This is a genomic window from Enterobacter sp. BNK-14 (genome assembly GCF_047456095.1).
Lineage (GTDB): Bacteria > Pseudomonadota > Gammaproteobacteria > Enterobacterales > Enterobacteriaceae > Enterobacter > Enterobacter kobei.
This window is the reverse complement of record NZ_CP179897.1, coordinates 1,174,898-1,194,986: the sequence shown is the minus strand read 5'-3', so window position 1 is coordinate 1,194,986 and position 20,089 is coordinate 1,174,898. Positions and strand designations below refer to the sequence as shown.

Annotated in this window: 18 protein-coding genes; all 18 read left to right on the top strand. The window is 54.9% G+C overall.

Features of this window, described 5'->3' with window-relative positions; genetic code table 11:
* The first annotated feature begins 118 nt into the window (after nucleotides 1-118).
* The 18 genes from wcaA to galF all read left to right on the top strand — a co-directional run bounded on the left by wcaA (nucleotide 119) and on the right by galF (nucleotide 19,841).
* Nucleotides 119-961 (top strand): colanic acid biosynthesis glycosyltransferase WcaA, encoded by an 843-nt coding sequence (wcaA, locus tag ACMGGM_RS05850; RefSeq protein ID WP_014884507.1) that lies wholly within the window; start codon nucleotides 119-121, stop codon nucleotides 959-961.
* A complete protein-coding gene (wcaB, locus tag ACMGGM_RS05845; RefSeq protein WP_014170825.1) occupies nucleotides 961-1,452 on the top strand; it encodes a colanic acid biosynthesis acetyltransferase WcaB in 492 nt (163 codons plus the stop codon). The genes wcaA and wcaB overlap by 1 nt, the downstream gene beginning before the upstream one ends.
* The gene (gene wcaC, locus ACMGGM_RS05840) at nucleotides 1,449-2,666 is read left to right on the top strand and encodes a colanic acid biosynthesis glycosyltransferase WcaC (protein WP_063614384.1); all 1,218 of its coding nucleotides are present in this window, start codon (nucleotides 1,449-1,451) and stop codon (nucleotides 2,664-2,666) included. Before wcaB ends, wcaC begins: the two co-directional genes overlap by 4 nt.
* Nucleotides 2,641-3,861, top strand: coding sequence for a colanic acid polymerase WcaD (gene wcaD, locus ACMGGM_RS05835; RefSeq protein ID WP_063614383.1), 1,221 nt, complete (start codon nucleotides 2,641-2,643; stop codon nucleotides 3,859-3,861). The genes wcaC and wcaD overlap by 26 nt, the downstream gene beginning before the upstream one ends.
* A 16-nt stretch (nucleotides 3,862-3,877) precedes the next feature.
* Nucleotides 3,878-4,624, top strand: a complete 747-nt coding sequence (gene wcaE / locus ACMGGM_RS05830; RefSeq protein WP_023330882.1) for a colanic acid biosynthesis glycosyltransferase WcaE — start codon at nucleotides 3,878-3,880, stop codon at nucleotides 4,622-4,624.
* Nucleotides 4,625-4,639: 15 nt separating this feature from the next.
* Nucleotides 4,640-5,188: a colanic acid biosynthesis acetyltransferase WcaF gene (gene wcaF, locus ACMGGM_RS05825; RefSeq protein ID WP_023330881.1), complete on the top strand. Its 549-nt coding sequence runs from the start codon at nucleotides 4,640-4,642 to the stop codon at nucleotides 5,186-5,188.
* A gap of 24 nt (nucleotides 5,189-5,212) precedes the next feature.
* The gene (gmd, locus tag ACMGGM_RS05820) at nucleotides 5,213-6,334 is read left to right on the top strand and encodes a GDP-mannose 4,6-dehydratase (protein ID WP_014884502.1); all 1,122 of its coding nucleotides are present in this window, start codon (nucleotides 5,213-5,215) and stop codon (nucleotides 6,332-6,334) included.
* Between the two features lie 2 nt (nucleotides 6,335-6,336).
* Nucleotides 6,337-7,302 (top strand): GDP-L-fucose synthase, encoded by a 966-nt coding sequence (fcl, locus tag ACMGGM_RS05815; RefSeq protein ID WP_014884501.1) that lies wholly within the window; start codon nucleotides 6,337-6,339, stop codon nucleotides 7,300-7,302.
* Between the two features lie 2 nt (nucleotides 7,303-7,304).
* Nucleotides 7,305-7,784 (top strand): GDP-mannose mannosyl hydrolase, encoded by a 480-nt coding sequence (locus ACMGGM_RS05810; RefSeq protein ID WP_014884500.1) that lies wholly within the window; start codon nucleotides 7,305-7,307, stop codon nucleotides 7,782-7,784.
* A complete protein-coding gene (wcaI, locus tag ACMGGM_RS05805) occupies nucleotides 7,781-9,004 on the top strand; it encodes a colanic acid biosynthesis fucosyltransferase WcaI (RefSeq protein WP_063943689.1) in 1,224 nt (407 codons plus the stop codon). The genes ACMGGM_RS05810 and wcaI overlap by 4 nt, the downstream gene beginning before the upstream one ends.
* 3 nt (nucleotides 9,005-9,007) lie before the next feature.
* The gene (gene cpsB / locus ACMGGM_RS05800; protein ID WP_014884498.1) at nucleotides 9,008-10,444 is read left to right on the top strand and encodes a mannose-1-phosphate guanyltransferase; all 1,437 of its coding nucleotides are present in this window, start codon (nucleotides 9,008-9,010) and stop codon (nucleotides 10,442-10,444) included.
* Between the two features lie 111 nt (nucleotides 10,445-10,555).
* Nucleotides 10,556-11,926 carry a colanic acid biosynthesis phosphomannomutase CpsG gene (gene cpsG / locus ACMGGM_RS05795; protein WP_063943687.1) on the top strand — a complete coding sequence of 457 codons (1,371 nt, stop codon included), beginning with the start codon at nucleotides 10,556-10,558 and terminating at the stop codon, nucleotides 11,924-11,926.
* Nucleotides 11,927-11,971: 45 nt separating this feature from the next.
* A complete protein-coding gene (wcaJ, locus tag ACMGGM_RS05790; RefSeq protein WP_014884496.1) occupies nucleotides 11,972-13,366 on the top strand; it encodes an undecaprenyl-phosphate glucose phosphotransferase in 1,395 nt (464 codons plus the stop codon).
* A 1-nt stretch (nucleotide 13,367) separates the two neighbouring features.
* Nucleotides 13,368-14,846, top strand: coding sequence for a colanic acid undecaprenyl disphosphate flippase WzxC (gene wzxC / locus ACMGGM_RS05785; protein ID WP_014884495.1), 1,479 nt, complete (start codon nucleotides 13,368-13,370; stop codon nucleotides 14,844-14,846).
* A gap of 17 nt (nucleotides 14,847-14,863) precedes the next feature.
* Entirely contained in the window at nucleotides 14,864-16,144 is a 1,281-nt protein-coding gene (wcaK, locus tag ACMGGM_RS05780; RefSeq protein ID WP_023330878.1) for a colanic acid biosynthesis pyruvyl transferase WcaK, read from the top strand.
* Nucleotides 16,141-17,361, top strand: coding sequence for a colanic acid biosynthesis glycosyltransferase WcaL (gene wcaL / locus ACMGGM_RS05775; RefSeq protein ID WP_023330877.1), 1,221 nt, complete (start codon nucleotides 16,141-16,143; stop codon nucleotides 17,359-17,361). Before wcaK ends, wcaL begins: the two co-directional genes overlap by 4 nt.
* A gap of 12 nt (nucleotides 17,362-17,373) precedes the next feature.
* On the top strand, nucleotides 17,374-18,765 hold the full coding sequence (wcaM, locus tag ACMGGM_RS05770) for a colanic acid biosynthesis protein WcaM (protein WP_045135109.1): 1,392 nt from the start codon (nucleotides 17,374-17,376) through the stop codon (nucleotides 18,763-18,765).
* Between the two features lie 176 nt (nucleotides 18,766-18,941).
* Nucleotides 18,942-19,841, top strand: a complete 900-nt coding sequence (gene galF / locus ACMGGM_RS05765) for a GalU regulator GalF (RefSeq protein ID WP_014884491.1) — start codon at nucleotides 18,942-18,944, stop codon at nucleotides 19,839-19,841.
* Nucleotides 19,842-20,089: the final 248 nt, after the last annotated feature.

Here is a 20,089-nt window from a genome sequence, read left to right as displayed (position 1 = left end):
CATACCCTTACACCCCTCACCCTAACCCTCTCCCCTGAGGGGAGAGGGGACTGTTCGGTGCCGCTTTCACCCTATCCCCCTCAGGGGAGAGGGCCGGGGTGAGGGGTAGGAGAAAGAAATGACCACACAACGCCCTTTGATTTCTATCTATATGCCGACATGGAATCGTCAGCAGCTGGCGATCCGCGCAATCAAGTCGGTGTTACGTCAGGATTATGACAACTGGGAACTGATCATCGTGGATGACTGTTCTTCTTCGTATGAACAGCTGCAAAAATTTGTCACCGATCTCAATGACCCGCGCGTGATGTACACCCATAACCCGATTAACTCCGGGGCATGCGCGGTGCGTAACCAGGCGATTATGCAGGCCAAAGGGCAGTATCTGACCGGCATCGACGACGATGACGAATGGACCCCGAACCGACTGTCTGTCTTCCTTTCACATAAAGCACAGCTGGTGACGCATGCGTTCCTGTATGCCAACGACTATGTCTGTCAGGGTGAAGTTTATTCGCAGCCTGCCAGCCTGCCGCTGTACCCGAAATCACCCTATTCTCGCCGCCTGTTCTACAAGCGCAACATTATCGGCAATCAGGTTTTCACCTGGGCATGGCGCTTTAAGGAGTGCCTGTTCGATACCGAACTGAAAGCCGCGCAGGATTACGACATCTTCTTGCGGATGGTGGTTGAGTATGGCGAACCGTGGAAAGTGGAAGAGGCCACGCAGATCCTGCACATCAATCACGGGGAGATGCAAATTACCTCCTCGCCGAAGAAGTTCTCGGGCTACTTCCATTTTTACCGCAAGCATAAGGACAAGTTCGACCGTGCCAGCCGGAAGTATCAGCTCTTTACCCTCTATCAGATCCGCAATAAGCGCATGAACTGGCGCACGCTGCTGACGCTGCTGTCCGTCCGTAACGGCAAACGTCTGGCTGATGGACTTCGGGGGAAATAATGTTTCTTGAAGATTGCCGCGCAAACAGCTGGAGCCTGCGCCCATGCTGCATGGTCCTGGCGTACCGTATCGCGCATTTTTGTTCGGTGTGGCGCAAGAAAAACGTGCTGAACAACCTCTGGGCAGCGCCGGTTCTGGTGCTGTACCGCATTATTACTGAATGCTTTTTTGGTTATGAAATTCAGGCCGCTGCCACCATTGGCCGCCGCTTTACCATTCACCACGGCTATGCGGTGGTGATCAATAAGTTCGTGGTCGCCGGGGATGATTTCACCATTCGTCATGCGGTCACCATTGGCAACCGAGGGCCAGACAGCCTGGCCTGCCCGGTTATCGGCAATAACGTCGAGCTGGGCGCGAACGTGGTGATCATTGGTGACATTACCATCGGTAACAACGTGACGATTGGTGCGGGCAGCGTGGTGCTGGACAGCATTCCGGACAACGCGCTGGTGGTGGGAGAAAAGGCCCGCGTGAAGGTGATTAAATGAACATTCTGCAATTTAACGTCCGCCTCGCTGAAGGCGGAGCGGCAGGCGTGGCCCTGGATCTGCACCAGCGCGCACTGCAAAAAGGACTTCAGTCTCGTTTTATTTATGGCTACGGCAAAGGCGGCAAGAAAAGCGTCAGTCACGATAACTTCCCGCAGGTGCAAAAGCACACGCCGCGTCTGACCTCGATGGCCAACATTGCCTTGTTCCGCCTGTTTAACCGCGATCTGTTTGGCAACCTGAATAATCTTTATCGCACTGTGACCCGAACCACGGGCCCGGTTGTGCTGCATTTCCACGTCCTGCACAGCTACTGGCTGAATCTGGAAGAGGTGGTGGCGTTTTGTCAGAAGGTGCAGGCGCACAAGCCTGATACACGCTTCGTCTGGACGCTGCACGATCACTGGAGCGTGACCGGACGCTGCGCCTTTACCGATGGCTGCGAAGGCTGGAAAGATAACTGCCAGAAATGCCCGACGTTAAGCAACTACCCGCCGGTGAAAGTGGATCGTGCTCACCAACTGGTAACCGGCAAGCGCAAACTGTTCCGCGACATGCTCTCGCTCGGCTGCACGTTTATCTCCCCGAGCCAGCACGTGGCCGATGCCTTCAACAGCCTTTACGGGGCAGGGCGCTGCCAGATTATCAACAACGGTATCGACGTGGCGACGGAAGCCATTCTGGCGGAGCTGACGCCGGTGGCGGACACCGCGGGTAAACCGAAAATCGCCATCGTTGCGCATGACCTGCGTTACGACGGCAAAACCAACCAGCAGCTGGTGCGCGACATGATGGCGCTCGGTGACAAGATTGAACTGCATACCTTCGGCAAGTTTTCCCCGTTCGAAGGGGCAAACGTCGTGAACCACGGGTTTGAAACCGACAAGCGCAAACTGATGAGCGCGCTGAACGGCATGGATGCGCTGGTGTTCAGCTCCCGCGTGGATAACTACCCGCTGATCCTCTGCGAAGCGCTTTCCATCGGCGTGCCGGTGATTGCCACCCACAGCGATGCCGCGCGTGAAGTGCTGGAAAAGTCGGGCGGTAAAACGTTCTCGGAAGGGGAAGTGCTGCCGCTGGTGCAGATGCCGAAGGCGCAGATCGCTGAGACTGTTTTTGGCACTGACCTGGAATCGTTCCGCAACCGCAGCCGCAAGGCCTACAGTGGACAACAGATGCTGGAGGAGTATGTCTCGTTCTATCAGAGTCTGTAGTTATCTGCTGCTGCCGCTGATCTACCTGCTGGTCAACGTCAAAATTGCCCAGCTTGGCGAAAGCTTCCCGATAACCATCGTCACCTTCTTGCCCGTTCTGCTTCTGCTGTATGTCGATAAAATCAACCTGAAGAAGCTGATGATTGCCCTGGGGTTGGGCACGGGCCTGACGCTGTTTAACTACATCTTTGGTCAGTCACTGGATGCCAGTAAATACGTCACCTCCACCATGCTGTTTGTCTATATTGTCATTATTATCGGTATGGTCTGGAGTATTCGGTTTAAAACGATTTCTCCGCACAATTATCGGAAAATCCTCAGGTTCTTTTATATTGCCGTTGCGTTAATTGTTATGCTTGCTGCACTGGAAATGGCGCAAATCATTCTCACCGGTGGCAGCAGCCTGATGGAGATAATTTCGAAATATCTCATTTACAGCAACAGCTATGTATTGAACTTCATTAAGTTTGGCGGAAAGCGTACCACGGCGCTCTATTTTGAACCGGCGTTCTTCGCTCTGGCGTTAATCTCAATTTGGCTCAGCATCAAACAGTTTGGTATCAAAACACCTAAGACCGATGCTATGATTCTTGCAGGAATTGTTCTGTCTGGATCGTTCTCAGGGGTAATGACATTTATCCTGTTTTACCTGCTGGAGTGGGCGTTCCAGTACCTGAACAAAGATGCGATTAAGAAAAAACTGCCGCTGGCGATTATCTCCCTGACGGTATTTTTGGTCGGCGTGATATTTGCGTTCCCGTACATCTCAGAACGTCTGGGAGATTTGGGAACAGAAGGCTCATCGTCCTATTATCGCATCATTGGTCCGCTGGTGATGGTGGGTTATTCCTTAACCCATATTGATGGTGTAGTAAGATTCGGCTCACTTTACGAATATGTTGCATCATTCGGAATCTTTAACGGTGCGGATGTCGGTAAAACCATAGACAATGGTCTGTATCTGTTAATTATTTATTTTTCGTGGTTCGCCGTACTGTTGACGCTGTGGTATCTGTTTAAAGTTTTCAAAATGATGATTAACGCGTTTGGTGATAACCAGAACTTTCGCGTGCAACTTTATCTGTTTACACCGGTGTCGCTGTTTTTTACCGGGTCAATATTTAGCCCGGAATATGCTTTCTTGATTGTCTGTCCGTTTATTTTGCGCAAAGCGCTTAATATTACGAACGTATGACGAAATGAGGTGATTTATGTTTCTTAGCGTCATTACTGTCGCTTTTCGTAATTACGAAGGGGTGGTAAAAACCTGGCGCTCGCTGCGCAACCTGGCGCGCGATCCAAGCCTCACTTTTGAGTGGATTGTGGTCGACGGCGGCTCGAACGATGGCACGGCGGAGTTTCTGGAAAAACTCAACGGTGAGTTCAACTTACGTTACATCAGCGAGAAAGATAAAGGCATTTACGATGCGATGAACAAGGGCATTAACATGGCCCAGGGTCGTTATGCCATCTTCCTCAATTCTGGCGATGTTTTCCATGATGACGTGGCGCTGTTTGCCCGTCAGCTGGCGCGTCAGAAAGAGGAGGCCATGTATATTGGCGATGCACTGCTTGATTTTGGTGATGGGCATAAAGTGTGCCGCAGCGCAAAGCCAGGCTGGTATATCTACCACAGTTTGCCCGCCAGCCATCAGGCCATTTTCTTCCCGGTAAACGGTCTGAAAAAACAGCCATACGATTTGCAGTATAAAGTGTCATCGGATTATGCCCTGGCCGCCAGCCTGTATAAATCAGGCTATCCGTTCCGCCGAATTAAAGGGCTGGTCTCTGAATTCTCAATGGGTGGCGTGTCAACATCGAATAATCTGGAATTGTGCCAGGATGCCAAAAACGTGCAGCGCAAAATATTACGCGTGCCGGGGTTCTGGGCGGAATTGTCTTATTTATTGCGCCTGCGGACGACAGGTAAAACGAAAACCTTATATAACAAAGCCTGAATATAAGGAAACGCAATGCAGGATTTGAAGGGTTTCTCCGTGCCGAAAGGCTTTCGGGGCGGCAACGGTATTAAAGTGCAGCTGTGGTGGGCCGTTCAGGCAACGTTATTTGCCTGGTCACCACAAATATTGTACCGCTGGCGAGCATTCTTATTGCGTCTGTTTGGCGCAAAAATCGGAAAAAACGTAGTCATTCGACCTTCGGTAAAAATTACCTACCCCTGGAAATTAACGCTTGGGGATTACGCCTGGGTAGGGGATGACGCGGTGTTATATACCCTTGGCGAAATTACGATTGGCGCAAATTCGGTGGTGTCACAGAAGTGTTATTTGTGCACCGGCAGCCACGATTTTATGAGTCAGCATTTTGATATTACCGCTTCGCCTATTGTGATTGGTGAAAAATGCTGGCTGGCAACGGATGTTTTTGTTGCACCAGGTGTTTCTGTTGGCGATGGCACGGTAGTGGGTGCCCGCAGCAGCGTTTTTAAATCGCTACCGGCAAATAAAGTTTGCCGTGGCAACCCCGCAGTGGTGATACGCGAACGCGTTGAAACTGATTAAATTCATAAGTAGAGGAATATAAACATGTCTAAAGTCGCTCTCATCACCGGCGTTACCGGGCAGGATGGTTCTTATCTGGCAGAGTTCCTGCTGGAAAAAGGGTATGAAGTACACGGTATTAAACGTCGTGCCTCTTCGTTCAACACCGAACGTGTCGATCATATTTATCAGGATCCTCACGCGGCAAATCCGAAATTCCACCTGCACTACGGCGACCTGACCGATACCTCCAACCTGACCCGTATCCTGCAGGAAGTGCAGCCGGATGAAGTGTACAACCTGGGCGCGATGAGCCACGTGGCGGTCTCCTTCGAATCCCCGGAATACACCGCTGACGTTGACGCCATGGGTACTCTGCGTCTGCTGGAAGCGATTCGCTTCCTGGGTCTGGAGAAGAAAACCCGTTTCTATCAGGCCTCTACCTCTGAGCTGTACGGTCTGGTGCAGGAAATCCCACAGAAAGAGACCACGCCGTTCTACCCACGTTCTCCGTATGCGGTCGCAAAACTGTACGCCTACTGGATCACCGTGAACTACCGTGAATCCTACGGTATGTATGCCTGTAACGGTATTCTGTTCAACCACGAATCCCCACGTCGCGGTGAAACGTTCGTTACCCGTAAAATCACCCGCGCTATCGCGAACATCGCCCAGGGTCTGGAATCGTGCCTGCACCTCGGCAACATGGACTCCCTGCGTGACTGGGGCCATGCGAAAGACTACGTGAAAATGCAGTGGATGATGCTGCAGCAGGAACAGCCAGAAGACTTCGTGATCGCAACCGGCGTTCAATACTCCGTACGTCAGTTCGTTGAGATGGCCGCTGCACAGCTGGGCATCAAGCTGCGCTTCGAAGGTACCGGCGTGGAAGAGAAAGGTATCGTTGTTTCCGTAACCGGCCATGATGCGCCAGGCGTGAAACCAGGCGACGTCATTGTTCAGGTTGACCCACGTTACTTCCGTCCTGCTGAAGTGGAAACACTGCTGGGTGACCCAACCAAAGCGCACGAGAAACTGGGCTGGAAACCAGAAATCACTCTGCAGGAGATGGTTTCCGAGATGGTCGCCAAAGATCTTGAAGCAGCGAAAAAACACTCCCTGCTCAAGTCTCATGGCTACGAGGTTGCCATCGCGCTGGAGTCCTGAGAATGACAAAACAACGTATTTTTGTCGCCGGTCATCGCGGAATGGTGGGTTCCGCGATTGTTCGACAGCTGGAACAGCGCGGTGACGTAGAAGTGGTTGTCCGCACGCGCGACGAGCTGAACCTGCTCGATAGCCGTGCGGTGCAGGACTTCTTTGCTAACGAACACATTGACCAGGTGTATCTGGCGGCGGCGAAAGTGGGCGGCATTGTCGCCAACAACACTTACCCGGCGGATTTCATCTACGAGAACATGATGATTGAGAGCAACATCATTCACGCGGCGCACCTGCACAACGTGAATAAGCTGCTGTTCCTCGGTTCATCCTGCATCTACCCGAAAATGGCAAAACAGCCGATCGCGGAAAGCGAACTGCTGCAGGGCACGCTGGAGGCAACCAACGAGCCTTACGCGATTGCCAAGATTGCCGGGATTAAGCTCTGCGAATCTTACAACCGTCAGTACAACCGCGACTATCGCTCGGTGATGCCGACCAACCTGTACGGACCGCACGACAACTTCCACCCGAGCAACTCGCACGTGATCCCGGCGCTGCTGCGTCGCTTCCACGAGGCGACCGCCGAGAACGCACCGGATGTGGTGGTGTGGGGCAGCGGCACGCCGATGCGCGAATTCCTGCACGTGGACGACATGGCTGCCGCCAGCATTCACGTGATGGAGCTGGATCGCGAAGTGTGGCAGGAGAACACCGAGCCGATGCTGTCGCACATCAACGTGGGAACCGGCGTGGACTGCACCATTCGCGAGCTGGCGCAAACCATCGCGCAGGTGGTGGGCTACAAAGGCCGCGTGGTGTTTGACGCGACGAAACCGGACGGCACGCCGCGCAAACTGCTGGACGTGACCCGTCTGCATCAGCTGGGCTGGTATCACGAGGTATCACTGGAGCAGGGGCTGGCCAGCACCTACCAGTGGTTCCTGGAAAACCAGCACCGCTTCCGGGGGTAACGATGTTTTTAAGTCAGGAAGATTTTGCCACGGTGGTGCGTTCCACTCCGCTCATCTCGATTGATTTGATCGTGGAGAACGAACGCGGCGAGTTCTTGCTGGGGAAACGAACCAACCGTCCTGCACAGGGCTTCTGGTTCGTGCCCGGCGGGCGCGTGCAGAAGGATGAGACGCTTCATGATGCGTTTGAGCGTCTCACTCTGGCGGAACTGGGCCTCCAGCTGCCGATGGCGGCGGGCCAGTTTTACGGGGTCTGGCAGCACTTCTATGACGATAACTTTTCAGGCACCGGGTTCACCACGCACTACATCGTGCTGGGGTTCCGCCTGAAGGTGACTCAGGCAGACCTGCGTCTGCCTGATGCTCAGCATGACGACTACCGCTGGCTGGCGCCGGAGCCGCTTCTGGCAAGCGAGAACGTCCATGACAACAGTCGGGCGTATTTCCTGGCGGATCGTCAGGCCGAGGTGCCAGGCATATGAAAATCCTCGTATACGGAATCAACTACTCGCCGGAATTAACCGGTATCGGAAAATATACCGGCGAGATGGTCGAGTGGATGGCGAGCCAGGGACATGACGTGCGGGTCATTACCGCGCCGCCGTACTACCCGGAATGGAAAGTCGGTGAGCGCTACTCAAGCTGGCGCTACCGTCGTGAAGAGGGGGCGGCAACCGTCTGGCGCTGCCCGCTTTATGTACCTAAGCAGCCCTCGACGCTGAAACGGCTACTGCATCTCGGCAGCTTTGCCCTGAGCAGTTTTTTCCCGCTGATGGCGCAGCGTCGCTGGAAGCCGGATCGCATCATTGGTGTGGTGCCGACGCTGTTTTGCACGCCGGGTATGCGCCTGCTGGGCAAACTCTCCGGCGCACGCACCCTGCTGCACATACAGGATTATGAAGTGGACGCCATGCTGGGCCTGGGGATGGCAGGCAAAGGCAAGGGTGGAAAAGTGGCGAAGCTCGCCAGCGCCTTTGAGCGTAGCGGTCTGCATAACGTGGATTACGTTTCGACCATCTCACGCTCGATGATGAACAAGGCGCAAGAGAAGGGCGTACCTGCCCGGAAGGTGATCTTCTTCCCGAACTGGTCCGAAGTGGCGCGTTTTCGCGACGTGACGGAGCAGGACGCTCAGACGCTACGCGCCCAACTCGGTTTGCCTGAAGACCAAAAAATCATTCTTTACTCAGGCAACATCGGCGAAAAGCAAGGGCTGGAAAGCGTGATTGAAGCGGCTCAGCAGCTTAACGAGCATCCGTGGATGTTTGTGATTGTCGGGCAGGGCGGCGGGAAAGCGCGGCTGGAAAAGATGGTCAGCGAACGCGGCCTGAGCAACGTGAAATTCTTCCCGCTTCAGTCTTACGAGGCGTTACCTGCGCTGCTGAAGATGGGCGACTGCCATCTGGTGGTACAAAAACGTGGCGCGGCGGATGCGGTATTGCCTTCCAAGCTGACAAACATTCTGGCGGTGGGCGGCAACGCGGTGATCACGGCAGAAGCCGAAACTGAATTAGGCCAGCTGTGTGACAGCTATCCGGGGATTGCCGTGTGCGTCGAACCGGAATCGGTCCCGGCACTGGTCTTCGGCATTGAACAGGCACTTGCCATGCCAAAAGTGAACACGGTGGCACGTGAATATGCCGAACGCACGCTCGAGAAAGAGAACGTGCTGAGTCAATTTATTGCAGATATACGGGGATAAATCATGAGTCAAACCACTTTGTATCCGGTCGTAATGGCGGGTGGATCCGGGAGCCGGTTGTGGCCACTGTCCCGCGTGCTTTATCCAAAACAATTTCTGTGCCTGAAGGGTGACCTCACCATGCTGCAGACGACGGTAAACCGTCTGCACGGTGTGGAGTGTGAAAGCCCGGTGGTGATTTGTAACGAACAGCACCGCTTTATTGTTGCCGAGCAGCTGCGCCAGCTGAATAAACTCACAGAAAACATCATTCTGGAGCCTGCCGGACGTAATACCGCGCCTGCTATCGCCCTCGCGGCGCTGGCGGCAAAACGCAGCAGTCCTGATTGTGACCCGCTGATGCTGGTGCTGGCGGCAGACCACGTTATCCAGCAGGAAGAGGCGTTCCGCGAGGCGGTGCGTGCAGCGATCCCTTACGCCGAAAGCGGCAAACTGGTGACCTTCGGCATCGTGCCGGATCTGCCAGAAACCGGCTATGGCTATATTCGCCGCGGTAATGTGACGCCTGGCGAAGGCGACAGCGTGGCGTTTGATGTGGCGCAGTTTGTCGAAAAACCGAATCTGGAAACCGCTCAGGCCTATGTCGCAAGCGGTGAGTACTACTGGAACAGTGGGATGTTCCTGTTCCGTGCCGGGCGCTATCTGGAAGAGCTGCGCAAATACCGTCCGGATATTCTGAATGCCTGTGAGAAGGCGATGGCAGTGGTGGACCCGGATCTCGACTTCATCCGCGTGGATGAGGAGGCGTTCCTCGCCTGCCCGGAAGAGTCCATTGACTATGCGGTGATGGAACGCACGGCCGACGCCGTTGTGGTTCCGATGGATGCGGGCTGGAGTGATGTGGGCTCCTGGTCCTCACTGTGGGAGATCAGCGCCCATACCCCGGAGGGTAACGTCCATCACGGCGATGTCATTAGCCACAAAACGGAAAACAGCTACGTCTATGCCGAGTCCGGCCTGGTGACCACGGTCGGGGTGAAAGATCTGGTGGTTGTCCAGACCAAAGACGCCGTGCTGATTGCCGACCGTAACGCCGTGCAGGACGTTAAAAAAGTGGTCGAGCAAATCAAGGCCGATGGCCGACACGAACACCACATTCACCGCGAAGTGTACCGTCCGTGGGGCAAATATGACTCCATCGATGCAGGTGAGCGTTATCAGGTGAAACGCATCACCGTGAAGCCGGGCGAAGGGCTGTCTGTGCAGATGCACCATCACCGCGCCGAGCACTGGGTCGTGGTGGCGGGCACGGCTAAAGTCACCATCGACGGCGAAGTCAAACTGCTGGGTGAAAACGAGTCCATCTATATTCCGCTGGGGGCCACGCACTGTCTGGAGAACCCGGGGAAAATTCCTCTCGATTTAATTGAGGTGCGCTCCGGCTCGTATCTGGAAGAGGACGATATCGTGCGCTTCCAGGATCGCTACGGCCGGGTGTAGCACTCTGCAATATGCCCGGTGGCGCTGCGCTTGCCGGGCCTACGAATGACAAAAAAATCAATTTGGCCATTTAGTGGTCAGGGCCGACTGTTGCCTGAAAAAGGGGTCATCATGGAAAAATTAACCTGTTTTAAAGCCTACGATATTCGCGGCAAGCTGGGCGAAGAGCTGAATGAAGATATCGCGTGGCGCATTGGCCGCGCCTATGGCGAATACCTGAAGCCGCAGACCATCGTGCTGGGCGGCGACGTGCGTCTGACCAGTGAATCCCTGAAGCTGGCGCTGGCTAAAGGGTTGCAGGACGCGGGCGTGGACGTGCTGGATATCGGACTTTCCGGGACCGAAGAGATTTACTTTGCCACCTTCCACCTGGGCGTGGACGGCGGTATTGAAGTGACCGCCAGCCACAACCCGATGGACTACAACGGCATGAAGCTGGTGCGCAAAGGTGCGCGTCCTATCAGCGGCGACACCGGCCTGCGCGACGTGCAGCGTCTGGCGGAAGCCAACGATTTCCCGCCAGTGAACGACGCGAAACGCGGCAGCTATAAGCAAATCAACCTGCAAAAAGAGTATATCGATCACCTGCTGGGCTACATCAACGTGGCGAACCTCAAGCCGCTGAAGCTGGTCATCAACTCCGGTAACGGCGCGGCCGGCCCGGTGGTGGATGCCCTGGAAGCCCGCTTTAAAGCGCTGAACGTGCCGGTGACCTTCATCAAAGTGCACAACACCCCGGACGGCAACTTCCCGAACGGTATTCCTAACCCGCTGCTGCCGGAGTGCCGCGACGACACCCGTAACGCGGTGATTGAGCACGGCGCGGATATGGGCATTGCCTTTGACGGCGATTTCGACCGCTGCTTCCTGTTCGACGAGAAAGGGCAGTTCATCGAGGGCTACTACATTGTCGGCCTGCTGGCGGAAGCGTTCCTTGAGAAAAACCCGGGTGCGAAAATCATTCATGACCCGCGTCTTTCCTGGAACACCATCGATGTGGTGTCAGCGGCAGGCGGCACGCCGGTGATGTCCAAAACCGGTCACGCCTTTATCAAAGAGCGCATGCGTGAAGAAGACGCTATCTACGGCGGAGAGATGAGCGCCCACCACTACTTCCGTGATTTTGCCTACTGCGACAGCGGGATGATCCCGTGGCTGCTGGTGACTGAACTCCTGTGTCTGAAAGGGAAAACGCTGGGTGAGCTGGTGCGCGACCGCATGGCGGCGTTCCCGGCGAGCGGGGAGATCAACAGCAAGCTGGCGCAGCCCGCCGAGGCGATTGCCCGCGTGGAGCAACACTTTGCCATTCACGCGCTGGAGGTTGACCGCACCGACGGCATCAGCATGGCGTTTCCACAGTGGCGCTTTAACCTGCGCTCTTCTAATACCGAGCCGGTGGTGCGCCTGAACGTGGAATCCCGCGCGGATACGGCGCTGATGGAAGCCCGAACGAAGGACATTCTGGCGCTGTTGAATCAGTAACAATTGCCCCTCCGGGAGGAGGGGAAACCGAATACAGGAACAACGATGACGAATCTAAAAAAACGCGAACGAGCGAGAACGAATGCATCGTTAATCTCTATGGTGCAGCGTTTTTCTGATATCACCATCATGGTCGGCGGACTGTGGGCGGTGTGTCGGATCGGCGGGCTGCCGTTTTTATATATGCATCTGCTGATGGCGCTGATTGCGTTGGTCGTGTTTCAGATGATCGGCGGGATGACCGATTTCTACCGCTCGTGGCGCGGCGTGAAAATGACTACCGAACTGATGCTGTTGCTGCAGAACTGGACCCTGAGTCTGATCTTCAGCGCGGGCCTGGTAGCGTTCAGCCATGATTTCGATAATCGCCTCGTGACCTATCTCAGCTGGTATCTGCTGACCAGCGTCGGCATGGTGGTGTGCCGCTCCCTGATCCGCTTTGGCGCGGGCTGGCTGCGTAACCGCGGCTATAACCGTCGCTTTGTGGCGGTAGCAGGGGATTTACCGGTTGGAAGGGTTCTGCTCGAGAGCTTCCGCAAAGAGCCGTGGTTAGGGTTTGAAGTGGTGGGCATTTATCACGACGCGAAACCGGGCGGCGTGCCGTCGGACTGGGCGGGGAATTACGTCCAGCTGATTGAAGACGCGAAAGCCGGAAAAATTCACAACGTTTATATCGCCATGCAGATGAAAGACGAATCCCGCATTAAGCAGCTGATGCGCGAACTGGCGGATACCACCTGCTCGGTGATCCTCATCCCGGATGTGTTTACCTTCAACATTCTGCATTCCCGTATTGAAGAGGTGAACGGCGTGCCGGTGGTACCGCTGTACGATACGCCGTTGTCGGGCATTAACCGCGTGCTCAAGCGCGTGGAGGATATCGTGCTCTCTTCGCTGATTTTACTCCTCATCTCCCCGGTACTGTGCTGCATCGCTCTGGCGGTGAAGCTGAGCTCCCCCGGCCCGGTCATTTTCCGTCAGACCCGCTACGGCATGGACGGTAAGCCGATCATGGTCTGGAAATTCCGCTCTATGAAGGTGATGGAGAACGACAAGGTGGTGACCCAGGCGACGCAGAACGATCCGCGCGTCACCCGCGTGGGGAACTTCCTGCGACGCACCTCGCTGGACGAGCTGCCGCAGTTTATCAACGTCTTTACCGGCGGCATGTCGATTGTTGGCCCCCGTCCGCACGCCGTGGCGCACAACGAGCAGTACCGCTCGCTGATTGAAGGCTACATGCTGCGCCATAAGGTGAAGCCGGGCATCACCGGCTGGGCGCAGATCAACGGCTGGCGCGGTGAAACCGACACGCTGGAAAAAATGGAAAAACGCATCGAGTTCGATCTGGAGTACATCCGCGAGTGGAGCCTCTGGTTCGATATCAAGATTGTTTTTCTGACCATTTTCAAAGGCTTCGTGAACAAAGCGGCATACTAAGATGAGCTTACGTGAAAAAACCATCAGCGGCGCCAAGTGGTCAGCGATGGCGACCATCGTCATCATTGGCCTCGGCCTGGTGCAGATGACGGTGCTGGCGCGCATTATTGATAATCACCAGTTCGGCCTGCTGACCGTCTCGCTGGTGATTATTGCGCTGGCCGACACGCTGTCGGACTTTGGTATCGCCAACTCGATTATCCAGCGTAAAGAGATCAGCCATCTGGAGCTGACCACGCTCTACTGGCTGAATGTGGGGCTGGGAATTTTCGTGTTTGTGCTGGTCTTTCTGCTGAGCGGTACTATCGCCAGCGTGCTGCACAACCCGGATCTCGCCCCGCTGATGCGCACATTGTCCTTTGCCTTCGTGGTGATCCCACACGGGCAGCAGTTCCGCGCGCTGATGCAGAAAGAGCTGGAGTTCAACAAAATCGGCATGATCGAAACCAGCGCCGTGCTGGCGGGCTTTACCTTCACCGTGGTCAGCGCCCATTTCTGGCCGCTGGCGATGACGGCCATCCTCGGTTACCTGGTCAACTCCGCCGTGCGTACGCTGCTGTTTGGCTATTTTGGCCGCAAAATTTATCGCCCGGGGCTGCATTTCTCTCTCGCGTCCGTCTCGTCTAACCTGCGCTTTGGCGCGTGGCTGACGGCGGACAGCATCATTAACTACGTGAATACCAACCTCTCAACGCTGGTGCTGGCACGTATTCTTGGGGCGAGCGTCGCGGGGGGCTACAACCTGGCCTACAACGTCGCGGTGGTGCCGCCGATGAAGCTGAACCCGATTATCACCCGCGTCCTGTTCCCGGCGTTTGCCAAGATTCAGGACGATACCGAAAAGCTGCGCGTTAATTTTTACAAGCTGCTGTCCGTGGTAGGGATCATCAACTTCCCGGTGCTGCTGGGGCTGATGGTGGTTTCGAGCAACTTCGTACCGCTGGTGTTTGGCGAGAAGTGGAACGGCATTATCCCGATCCTGCAATTGCTCTGCGTGGTGGGGCTGCTGCGCTCCGTGGGGAATCCGATTGGTTCGCTGCTGATGGCGAAGGCGCGGGTGGATATCAGCTTCAAGTTCAACGTGTTCAAAACCTTCCTGTTTATTCCGGCAATTATCGTCGGTGGCCATATGGCGGGCGCCATCGGCGTCACGCTGGGCTTCCTGCTGGTGCAGGTAGTCAATACCGTTCTGAGCTACTTCATCATGATTAAGCCGGTGCTGGGCTCCAGCTACCGTCAGTACATTTTGAGTCTGTGGCTGCCGTTTTACCTCTCACTGCCGACCCTGGCTGTGAGCTACGGTCTGGGCATTATCCTTCGCGGCCATCTGCCGCTGGCCGCACTGCTGGCGGTGCAGGTGGCCGCCGGCGCGCTGGCATTTGGCGTGATGATTGTGCTGTCACGCAATGCGCTGGTGGTCGAAATGAAGCGCCAGTTTTGCCGTAACGAAAAAATGAAAACGCTGCTTCGCGCAGGCTAGTTATTTAAGAGGCCATTATGAAATTATTAATTCTTGGCAACCATACCTGCGGCAACCGTGGCGACAGCGCCATCCTGCGCGGTTTACTGGATGCAATTAACACCCTTAAGCCTGAGACCGAAGTGGACGTGATGAGCCGTTATCCGGTCAGCTCATCCTGGTTACTGAACCGCCCGGTAATGGGCGACCCGCTCTACAGCCAGATGAAACAGCATAACAACGCCGCAGGCGTGATGGGGCGGGTCAAGAAAGTCCTGCGTCGTCGCTACCAGCACCAGGTGCTGCTTTCCCGCGTGACGGATACCGGCAAGCTGCGCAACATTGCGATTGCGCAGGGATTCACCGATTTCGTGCGGCTGCTGTCCGGCTACGACGCGATTATTCAGGTTGGCGGTTCGTTCTTCGTCGATCTCTACGGCGTACCGCAGTTTGAACATGCGCTCTGCACGTTTATGGCCAAAAAGCCGTTGTTTATGATTGGCCACAGCGTCGGACCTTTCCAGGATCCGCAGTTTAACCAGCTGGCGAACTATGTCTTTGGGCACTGCGACGCGCTGATCCTGCGTGAGTCGGTGAGTCTGGATATGATGAAGCGCAGCGAAATTGACACGTCTAAAGTAGAACACGGCGTGGACACCGCCTGGCTGGTGGATCATCAGGATGACAGCTTCCAGGCAAGCTACGCGGTACAGCACTGGCTGGACGTGGCGGCAAAACAAAAAACGGTCGCCATCACGCTGCGTGAACTGGCTCCCTTTGATAAACGGCTAGGCACCACCCAGGCGGCGTATGAGAAAGCCTTTGCCGACGTGGTGAACCGCGTGCTGGACAGCGGTTATCAGGTACTGGCGCTTTCTACCTGTACCGGCATCGACAGCTACAACAAAGATGACCGCATGGTGGCGCTGAACCTGCGCAACCTGGTTAACGATCCGTCCCGTTATCACGTTGTGATGGATGAGCTGAACGACCTTGAAATGGGCAAGCTGCTCGGCGCCTGTGACCTGACCGTCGGCACCCGCCTGCATTCGGCCATAATCTCCATGAACTTCGGTACGCCGGCCATCGCAATTAACTACGAACACAAATCCGCCGGGATTATGCAGCAGCTTGGCATGCCGGAAATGGCCGTGGATATCCGTCATCTGCTGGATGGTTCGCTTGGTGCGATGGTGGGGGACACGCTGGGTCAACTGCCCGCCATCAACGAACGGCTGGCCGTGGCGGTGAAAGCCGAGCGCGAGAAGGGCATTGGCATGGTGAAATCGGTACTCGACCGCGTACGGGAGGGGAAATGAAGGTTGGTTTCTTCTTACTGAAATTTCCGCTGTCGTCCGAGACCTTTGTGCTGAACCAAATTACCGCGTTTATCGATATGGGATATGACGTGGAGATTATCGCCCTGCAAAAGGGCGATACCCAAAACACCCATGCGGCCTATACCCAGTATGGGCTGGAGGCGAAAACCCGCTGGCTGCAGGATGAGCCTTCCGGGAAGTTGAGCAAGCTGCGCCACCGGGCCAGCCAGACCTTACGCGGGATCCATCGGCCGCAGACCTGGCGGGCGCTGAATGTTTCCCGCTACGGGTCCGAATCTCGCAATCTGATCCTGTCGGCCATCTGCGGGCAAACGGCGCAGCCGTATCGTGCCGATGTGTTTATCGCCCACTTCGGCCCGGCGGGTGTCACTGCCGCGAAGCTGCGCGAACTGGGGGTAATAGACGGCAAGATTGCGACTATTTTCCACGGAATCGACATCTCAAGCCGTGAAGTGTTGAACCACTATACGCCAGAGTATCAGCAGCTTTTCCGCCGCGGTGACATGATGCTGCCCATCAGCGACCTGTGGGCCGGACGCCTGAAAAGTATGGGCTGCCCGGGTGAGAAGATTGCCGTTTCGCGCATGGGCGTCGATTTAACGCGCTTTACGCGTCGTCCGGTGAAGGTGCCGGGAAAACCGCTACAGATCATCTCTGTGGCGCGTCTGACCGAAAAGAAAGGTCTGCATGTGGCCATTGAGGCCTGCCGTCAGCTAAAAGCACGCGGGGTGGCGTTCCACTATCGCATTCTCGGCATTGGGCCGTGGGAACGTCGTCTGCGCACGCTTATCGAACAGTATCAGCTGGACGATGTCGTGGAGATGCCGGGCTTTAAGCCGAGCCATGAAGTTAAGGCCATGCTCGATGAGGCGGACGTGTTCCTGCTGCCCTCCGTGACGGGCGCCGATGGTGACATGGAAGGCATTCCGGTGGCGCTGATGGAGGCGATGGCCGTGGGTATTCCGGTGGTATCGACCCTGCACAGCGGGATCCCGGAGCTGATTAAATCTGACCATTCCGGCTGGCTGGTGCCGGAGAATAACGCGATGGCCCTTGCTGATCGGTTAGCGGCCTTCAGCGACATCGACCAGCAGGCGCTGGAGCCCGTGCTTCACAATGCCAGACAAAAAGTAGAAACCGATTTTAACCAGCAGGTAATAAATCGCCAGTTAGCGAGCCTGCTGCAAACGCTGTAACGCCGAGGTTGTATGCTGAAAAAGATTACCCGACGCACTTTTGTCTCTTCTCTGTCCGTTCTGGCGGCCACGCCGCTGCTGTCGTCCCGCCTCGCGCGGGCGGCAGGCGGAAAGACGGTCTCTGTTAATCAGTACAATAACAACGACTGGATCGCTGCCTTTAAGCAGGCGTTTAAAGAAGGTGACATCGTCGTTGTCCCGGCGGGACTCACCTGCGAAAACATCAATACGGGCATTTTCATTCCTGACGGTAAAACGCTGCTGATCCGCGGGGCGTTAACCGGCAACGGGCGCGGCCGCTTTGTTCTGCAGGAAGGCTGCAAGGTCATTGGCGAAGGGGCAGGGCGCACGGAAAACATTACGCTCGACGTTCGTGGCTCAGATTGTGTGATTAAAGGGCTGGCAATGAGTGGGTTTGGCCCGGTAACGCAGATCTACATTGGCGGTAAGAAACCCAAAGTGATGCGCAATTTGCTGATTGATAATATCAGCGTGAGCCATGCTAACTACGCTATCCTGCGTCAGGGTTTTCATAACCAGATCGATGGGGCCCGTATTACCAACAGCAAATTCAGCCACCTGCAGGGCGATGCGATTGAGTGGAATGTGGCGATCAATGACCGCAATATCCTAATCTCCGATCACGTCATCGACAACATCAACTGCACCAACGGCAAGGTCAACTGGGGTATCGGTATTGGCCTCGCCGGGAGCACCTACGACAACGACTATCCTGAAAAACAGACCGTTAAGAACTTCGTGGTGGCCAACATCACCGGCAGCAACTGTCGCCAGCTGGTGCATGTTGAAAACGGTAAACACTTTGTTATCCGCAATATAAAGGCCAAAAATATTACCCCCGACTTCAGTAAAAAGGCGGGAATAGATAACGCCACGGTAGCTATTTATGGCTGTGATAATTTCATTATTGATAATGTCGATATGGTCAATAGTGCCGGAATGCTAATTGGCTATGGGGTCATTAAAGGCGATTATTTGTCCATTCCCCAGAACTTCAAGCTAAACAATATTCATCTGGATAATCGCCAGCTTGCGTATAAGCTGCGCGGAATCCAAATATCATCCGGCAATGCCACCTCCTTTGTGGCGATCACCAACGTCGAGATGAAGCGCGCGACGCTTGAGCTGCACAATAAGCCGCAGCATCTGTTCTTACGTAATATCAACGTGATGCAGGAGGCTGCTATCGGTCCTGCGCTGAAGATAAACTTTGACTTACGTAAGGATGTGCGGGGCAAATTTATGGCCAAAGATGAGACCCTGCTGTCACTGGCGAACATAAAAGCGGTGAATGAGAAGGGGCAGAGCTCGGTGGATATTGACCGAGTGGACCAGCAGGTGGTGAATGTGGAAAGGCTGAACTTTGCACTTCCGCGCAAATAATCGACGATCGTCTGTTTTGAGACTATTCCTGGCACAAAAGCGCGATCGAATCAGATTACAACTACAGAAATTTGTGATGCTGAGGCGTAACATTACCTCAGGATTACGGCAAATCATGCTGGCGAAAACAGGTTTAAGAGCTATAATTCGTCAACCATTTTAAGGTGGAAGAAATAATGATTAATTTGAAAGCAGTCATTCCGGTAGCAGGCCTGGGCATGCATATGTTGCCAGCCACAAAAGCCATTCCTAAAGAAATGCTGCCGATCGTCGACAAACCGATGATTCAATACATCGTCGACGAGATTGTTGCTGCAGGGATCAAAGAAATCGTCCTGGTTACGCACTCGTCCAAGAATGCGGTTGAAAACCACTTCGACACCTCTTACGAACTCGAAGCGTTGCTTGAGCAGCGCGTCAAACGCCAGCTGCTGGCGGAAGTGCAATCTATTTGTCCACCTGGCGTGACCATCATGAACGTGCGCCAGGCGCAGCCGCTGGGGCTGGGCCACTCCATCCTGTGTGCCCGTCCGGTTGTCGGTGATAACCCGTTCATCGTTGTTCTTCCGGACATCATCATTGATACCGCGTCTGCCGATCCGCTGCGCTACAACCTGGCGGCCATGGTGGCGCGTTTCAACGAAACCGGTCGCAGCCAGGTACTGGCAAAACGCATGAAGGGCGATCTCTCTGAGTACTCTGTGATTCAGACGAAAGAAGCGCTGGAGACGGAAGGGCAGGTGAGCCGCATCGTTGAGTTCATCGAAAAGCCGGATCAGCCGCAGACGCTGGACTCCGACCTGATGGCGGTGGGCCGTTATGTTCTGAATGCCGATATCTGGGCGGAACTGGAGAAAACCGAGCCAGGCGCCTGGGACCGTATTCAGCTGACTGACGCGATTGCCGAACTGGCGAAGAAGCAGTCTGTGGATGCCATGCTGATGACGGGTGACAGCTATGACTGCGGTAAGAAAATGGGGTATATGCAGGCGTTTGTGAACTATGGGCTGCGTAACCTCAAAGAGGGCCATAAGTTCCGCGAGACCATTAAAAAGCTGCTAGATACGCATGACTGATTGTCAGCTTTGATAGTCCAGTAAAACAGGAGACTACCCTGAAATATCAGTGTGGTCTTTTGTCTTATATAAACCCAATAAATTTGATTTCAGTTTCTGGCGAAACAGCAGCCCAAAAACTTATTATTCATCTCGTCAACTGCTGAAACGACATGCAGTCCGAGAGTTTTAATGGCGAGTATTGCTTCTGGTAGCGTAGGCCAGGGGCGGTAGCATGCTTTTTTACACACAAACCGTATTGAGCAAAG

Bases quoted from the DNA above. Each gene is read 5' to 3' on its own strand.
- wcaA (WP_014884507.1), top strand. From the start codon at position 119: ATGACCACACAACGCCCTTTGATTTCTATCTATATGCCGACATGGAAT.
- wcaB (WP_014170825.1), top strand. From the start codon at position 961: ATGTTTCTTGAAGATTGCCGCGCAAACAGCTGGAGCCTGCGCCCATGC.
- wcaC (WP_063614384.1), top strand. From the start codon at position 1,449: ATGAACATTCTGCAATTTAACGTCCGCCTCGCTGAAGGCGGAGCGGCA.
- wcaD (WP_063614383.1), top strand. From the start codon at position 2,641: ATGTCTCGTTCTATCAGAGTCTGTAGTTATCTGCTGCTGCCGCTGATC.
- wcaE (WP_023330882.1), top strand. From the start codon at position 3,878: ATGTTTCTTAGCGTCATTACTGTCGCTTTTCGTAATTACGAAGGGGTG.
- wcaF (WP_023330881.1), top strand. From the start codon at position 4,640: ATGCAGGATTTGAAGGGTTTCTCCGTGCCGAAAGGCTTTCGGGGCGGC.
- gmd (WP_014884502.1), top strand. From the start codon at position 5,213: ATGTCTAAAGTCGCTCTCATCACCGGCGTTACCGGGCAGGATGGTTCT.
- fcl (WP_014884501.1), top strand. From the start codon at position 6,337: ATGACAAAACAACGTATTTTTGTCGCCGGTCATCGCGGAATGGTGGGT.
- ACMGGM_RS05810 (WP_014884500.1), top strand. From the start codon at position 7,305: ATGTTTTTAAGTCAGGAAGATTTTGCCACGGTGGTGCGTTCCACTCCG.
- wcaI (WP_063943689.1), top strand. From the start codon at position 7,781: ATGAAAATCCTCGTATACGGAATCAACTACTCGCCGGAATTAACCGGT.
- cpsB (WP_014884498.1), top strand. From the start codon at position 9,008: ATGAGTCAAACCACTTTGTATCCGGTCGTAATGGCGGGTGGATCCGGG.
- cpsG (WP_063943687.1), top strand. From the start codon at position 10,556: ATGGAAAAATTAACCTGTTTTAAAGCCTACGATATTCGCGGCAAGCTG.
- wcaJ (WP_014884496.1), top strand. From the start codon at position 11,972: ATGACGAATCTAAAAAAACGCGAACGAGCGAGAACGAATGCATCGTTA.
- wzxC (WP_014884495.1), top strand. From the start codon at position 13,368: ATGAGCTTACGTGAAAAAACCATCAGCGGCGCCAAGTGGTCAGCGATG.
- wcaK (WP_023330878.1), top strand. From the start codon at position 14,864: ATGAAATTATTAATTCTTGGCAACCATACCTGCGGCAACCGTGGCGAC.
- wcaL (WP_023330877.1), top strand. From the start codon at position 16,141: ATGAAGGTTGGTTTCTTCTTACTGAAATTTCCGCTGTCGTCCGAGACC.
- wcaM (WP_045135109.1), top strand. From the start codon at position 17,374: ATGCTGAAAAAGATTACCCGACGCACTTTTGTCTCTTCTCTGTCCGTT.
- galF (WP_014884491.1), top strand. From the start codon at position 18,942: ATGATTAATTTGAAAGCAGTCATTCCGGTAGCAGGCCTGGGCATGCAT.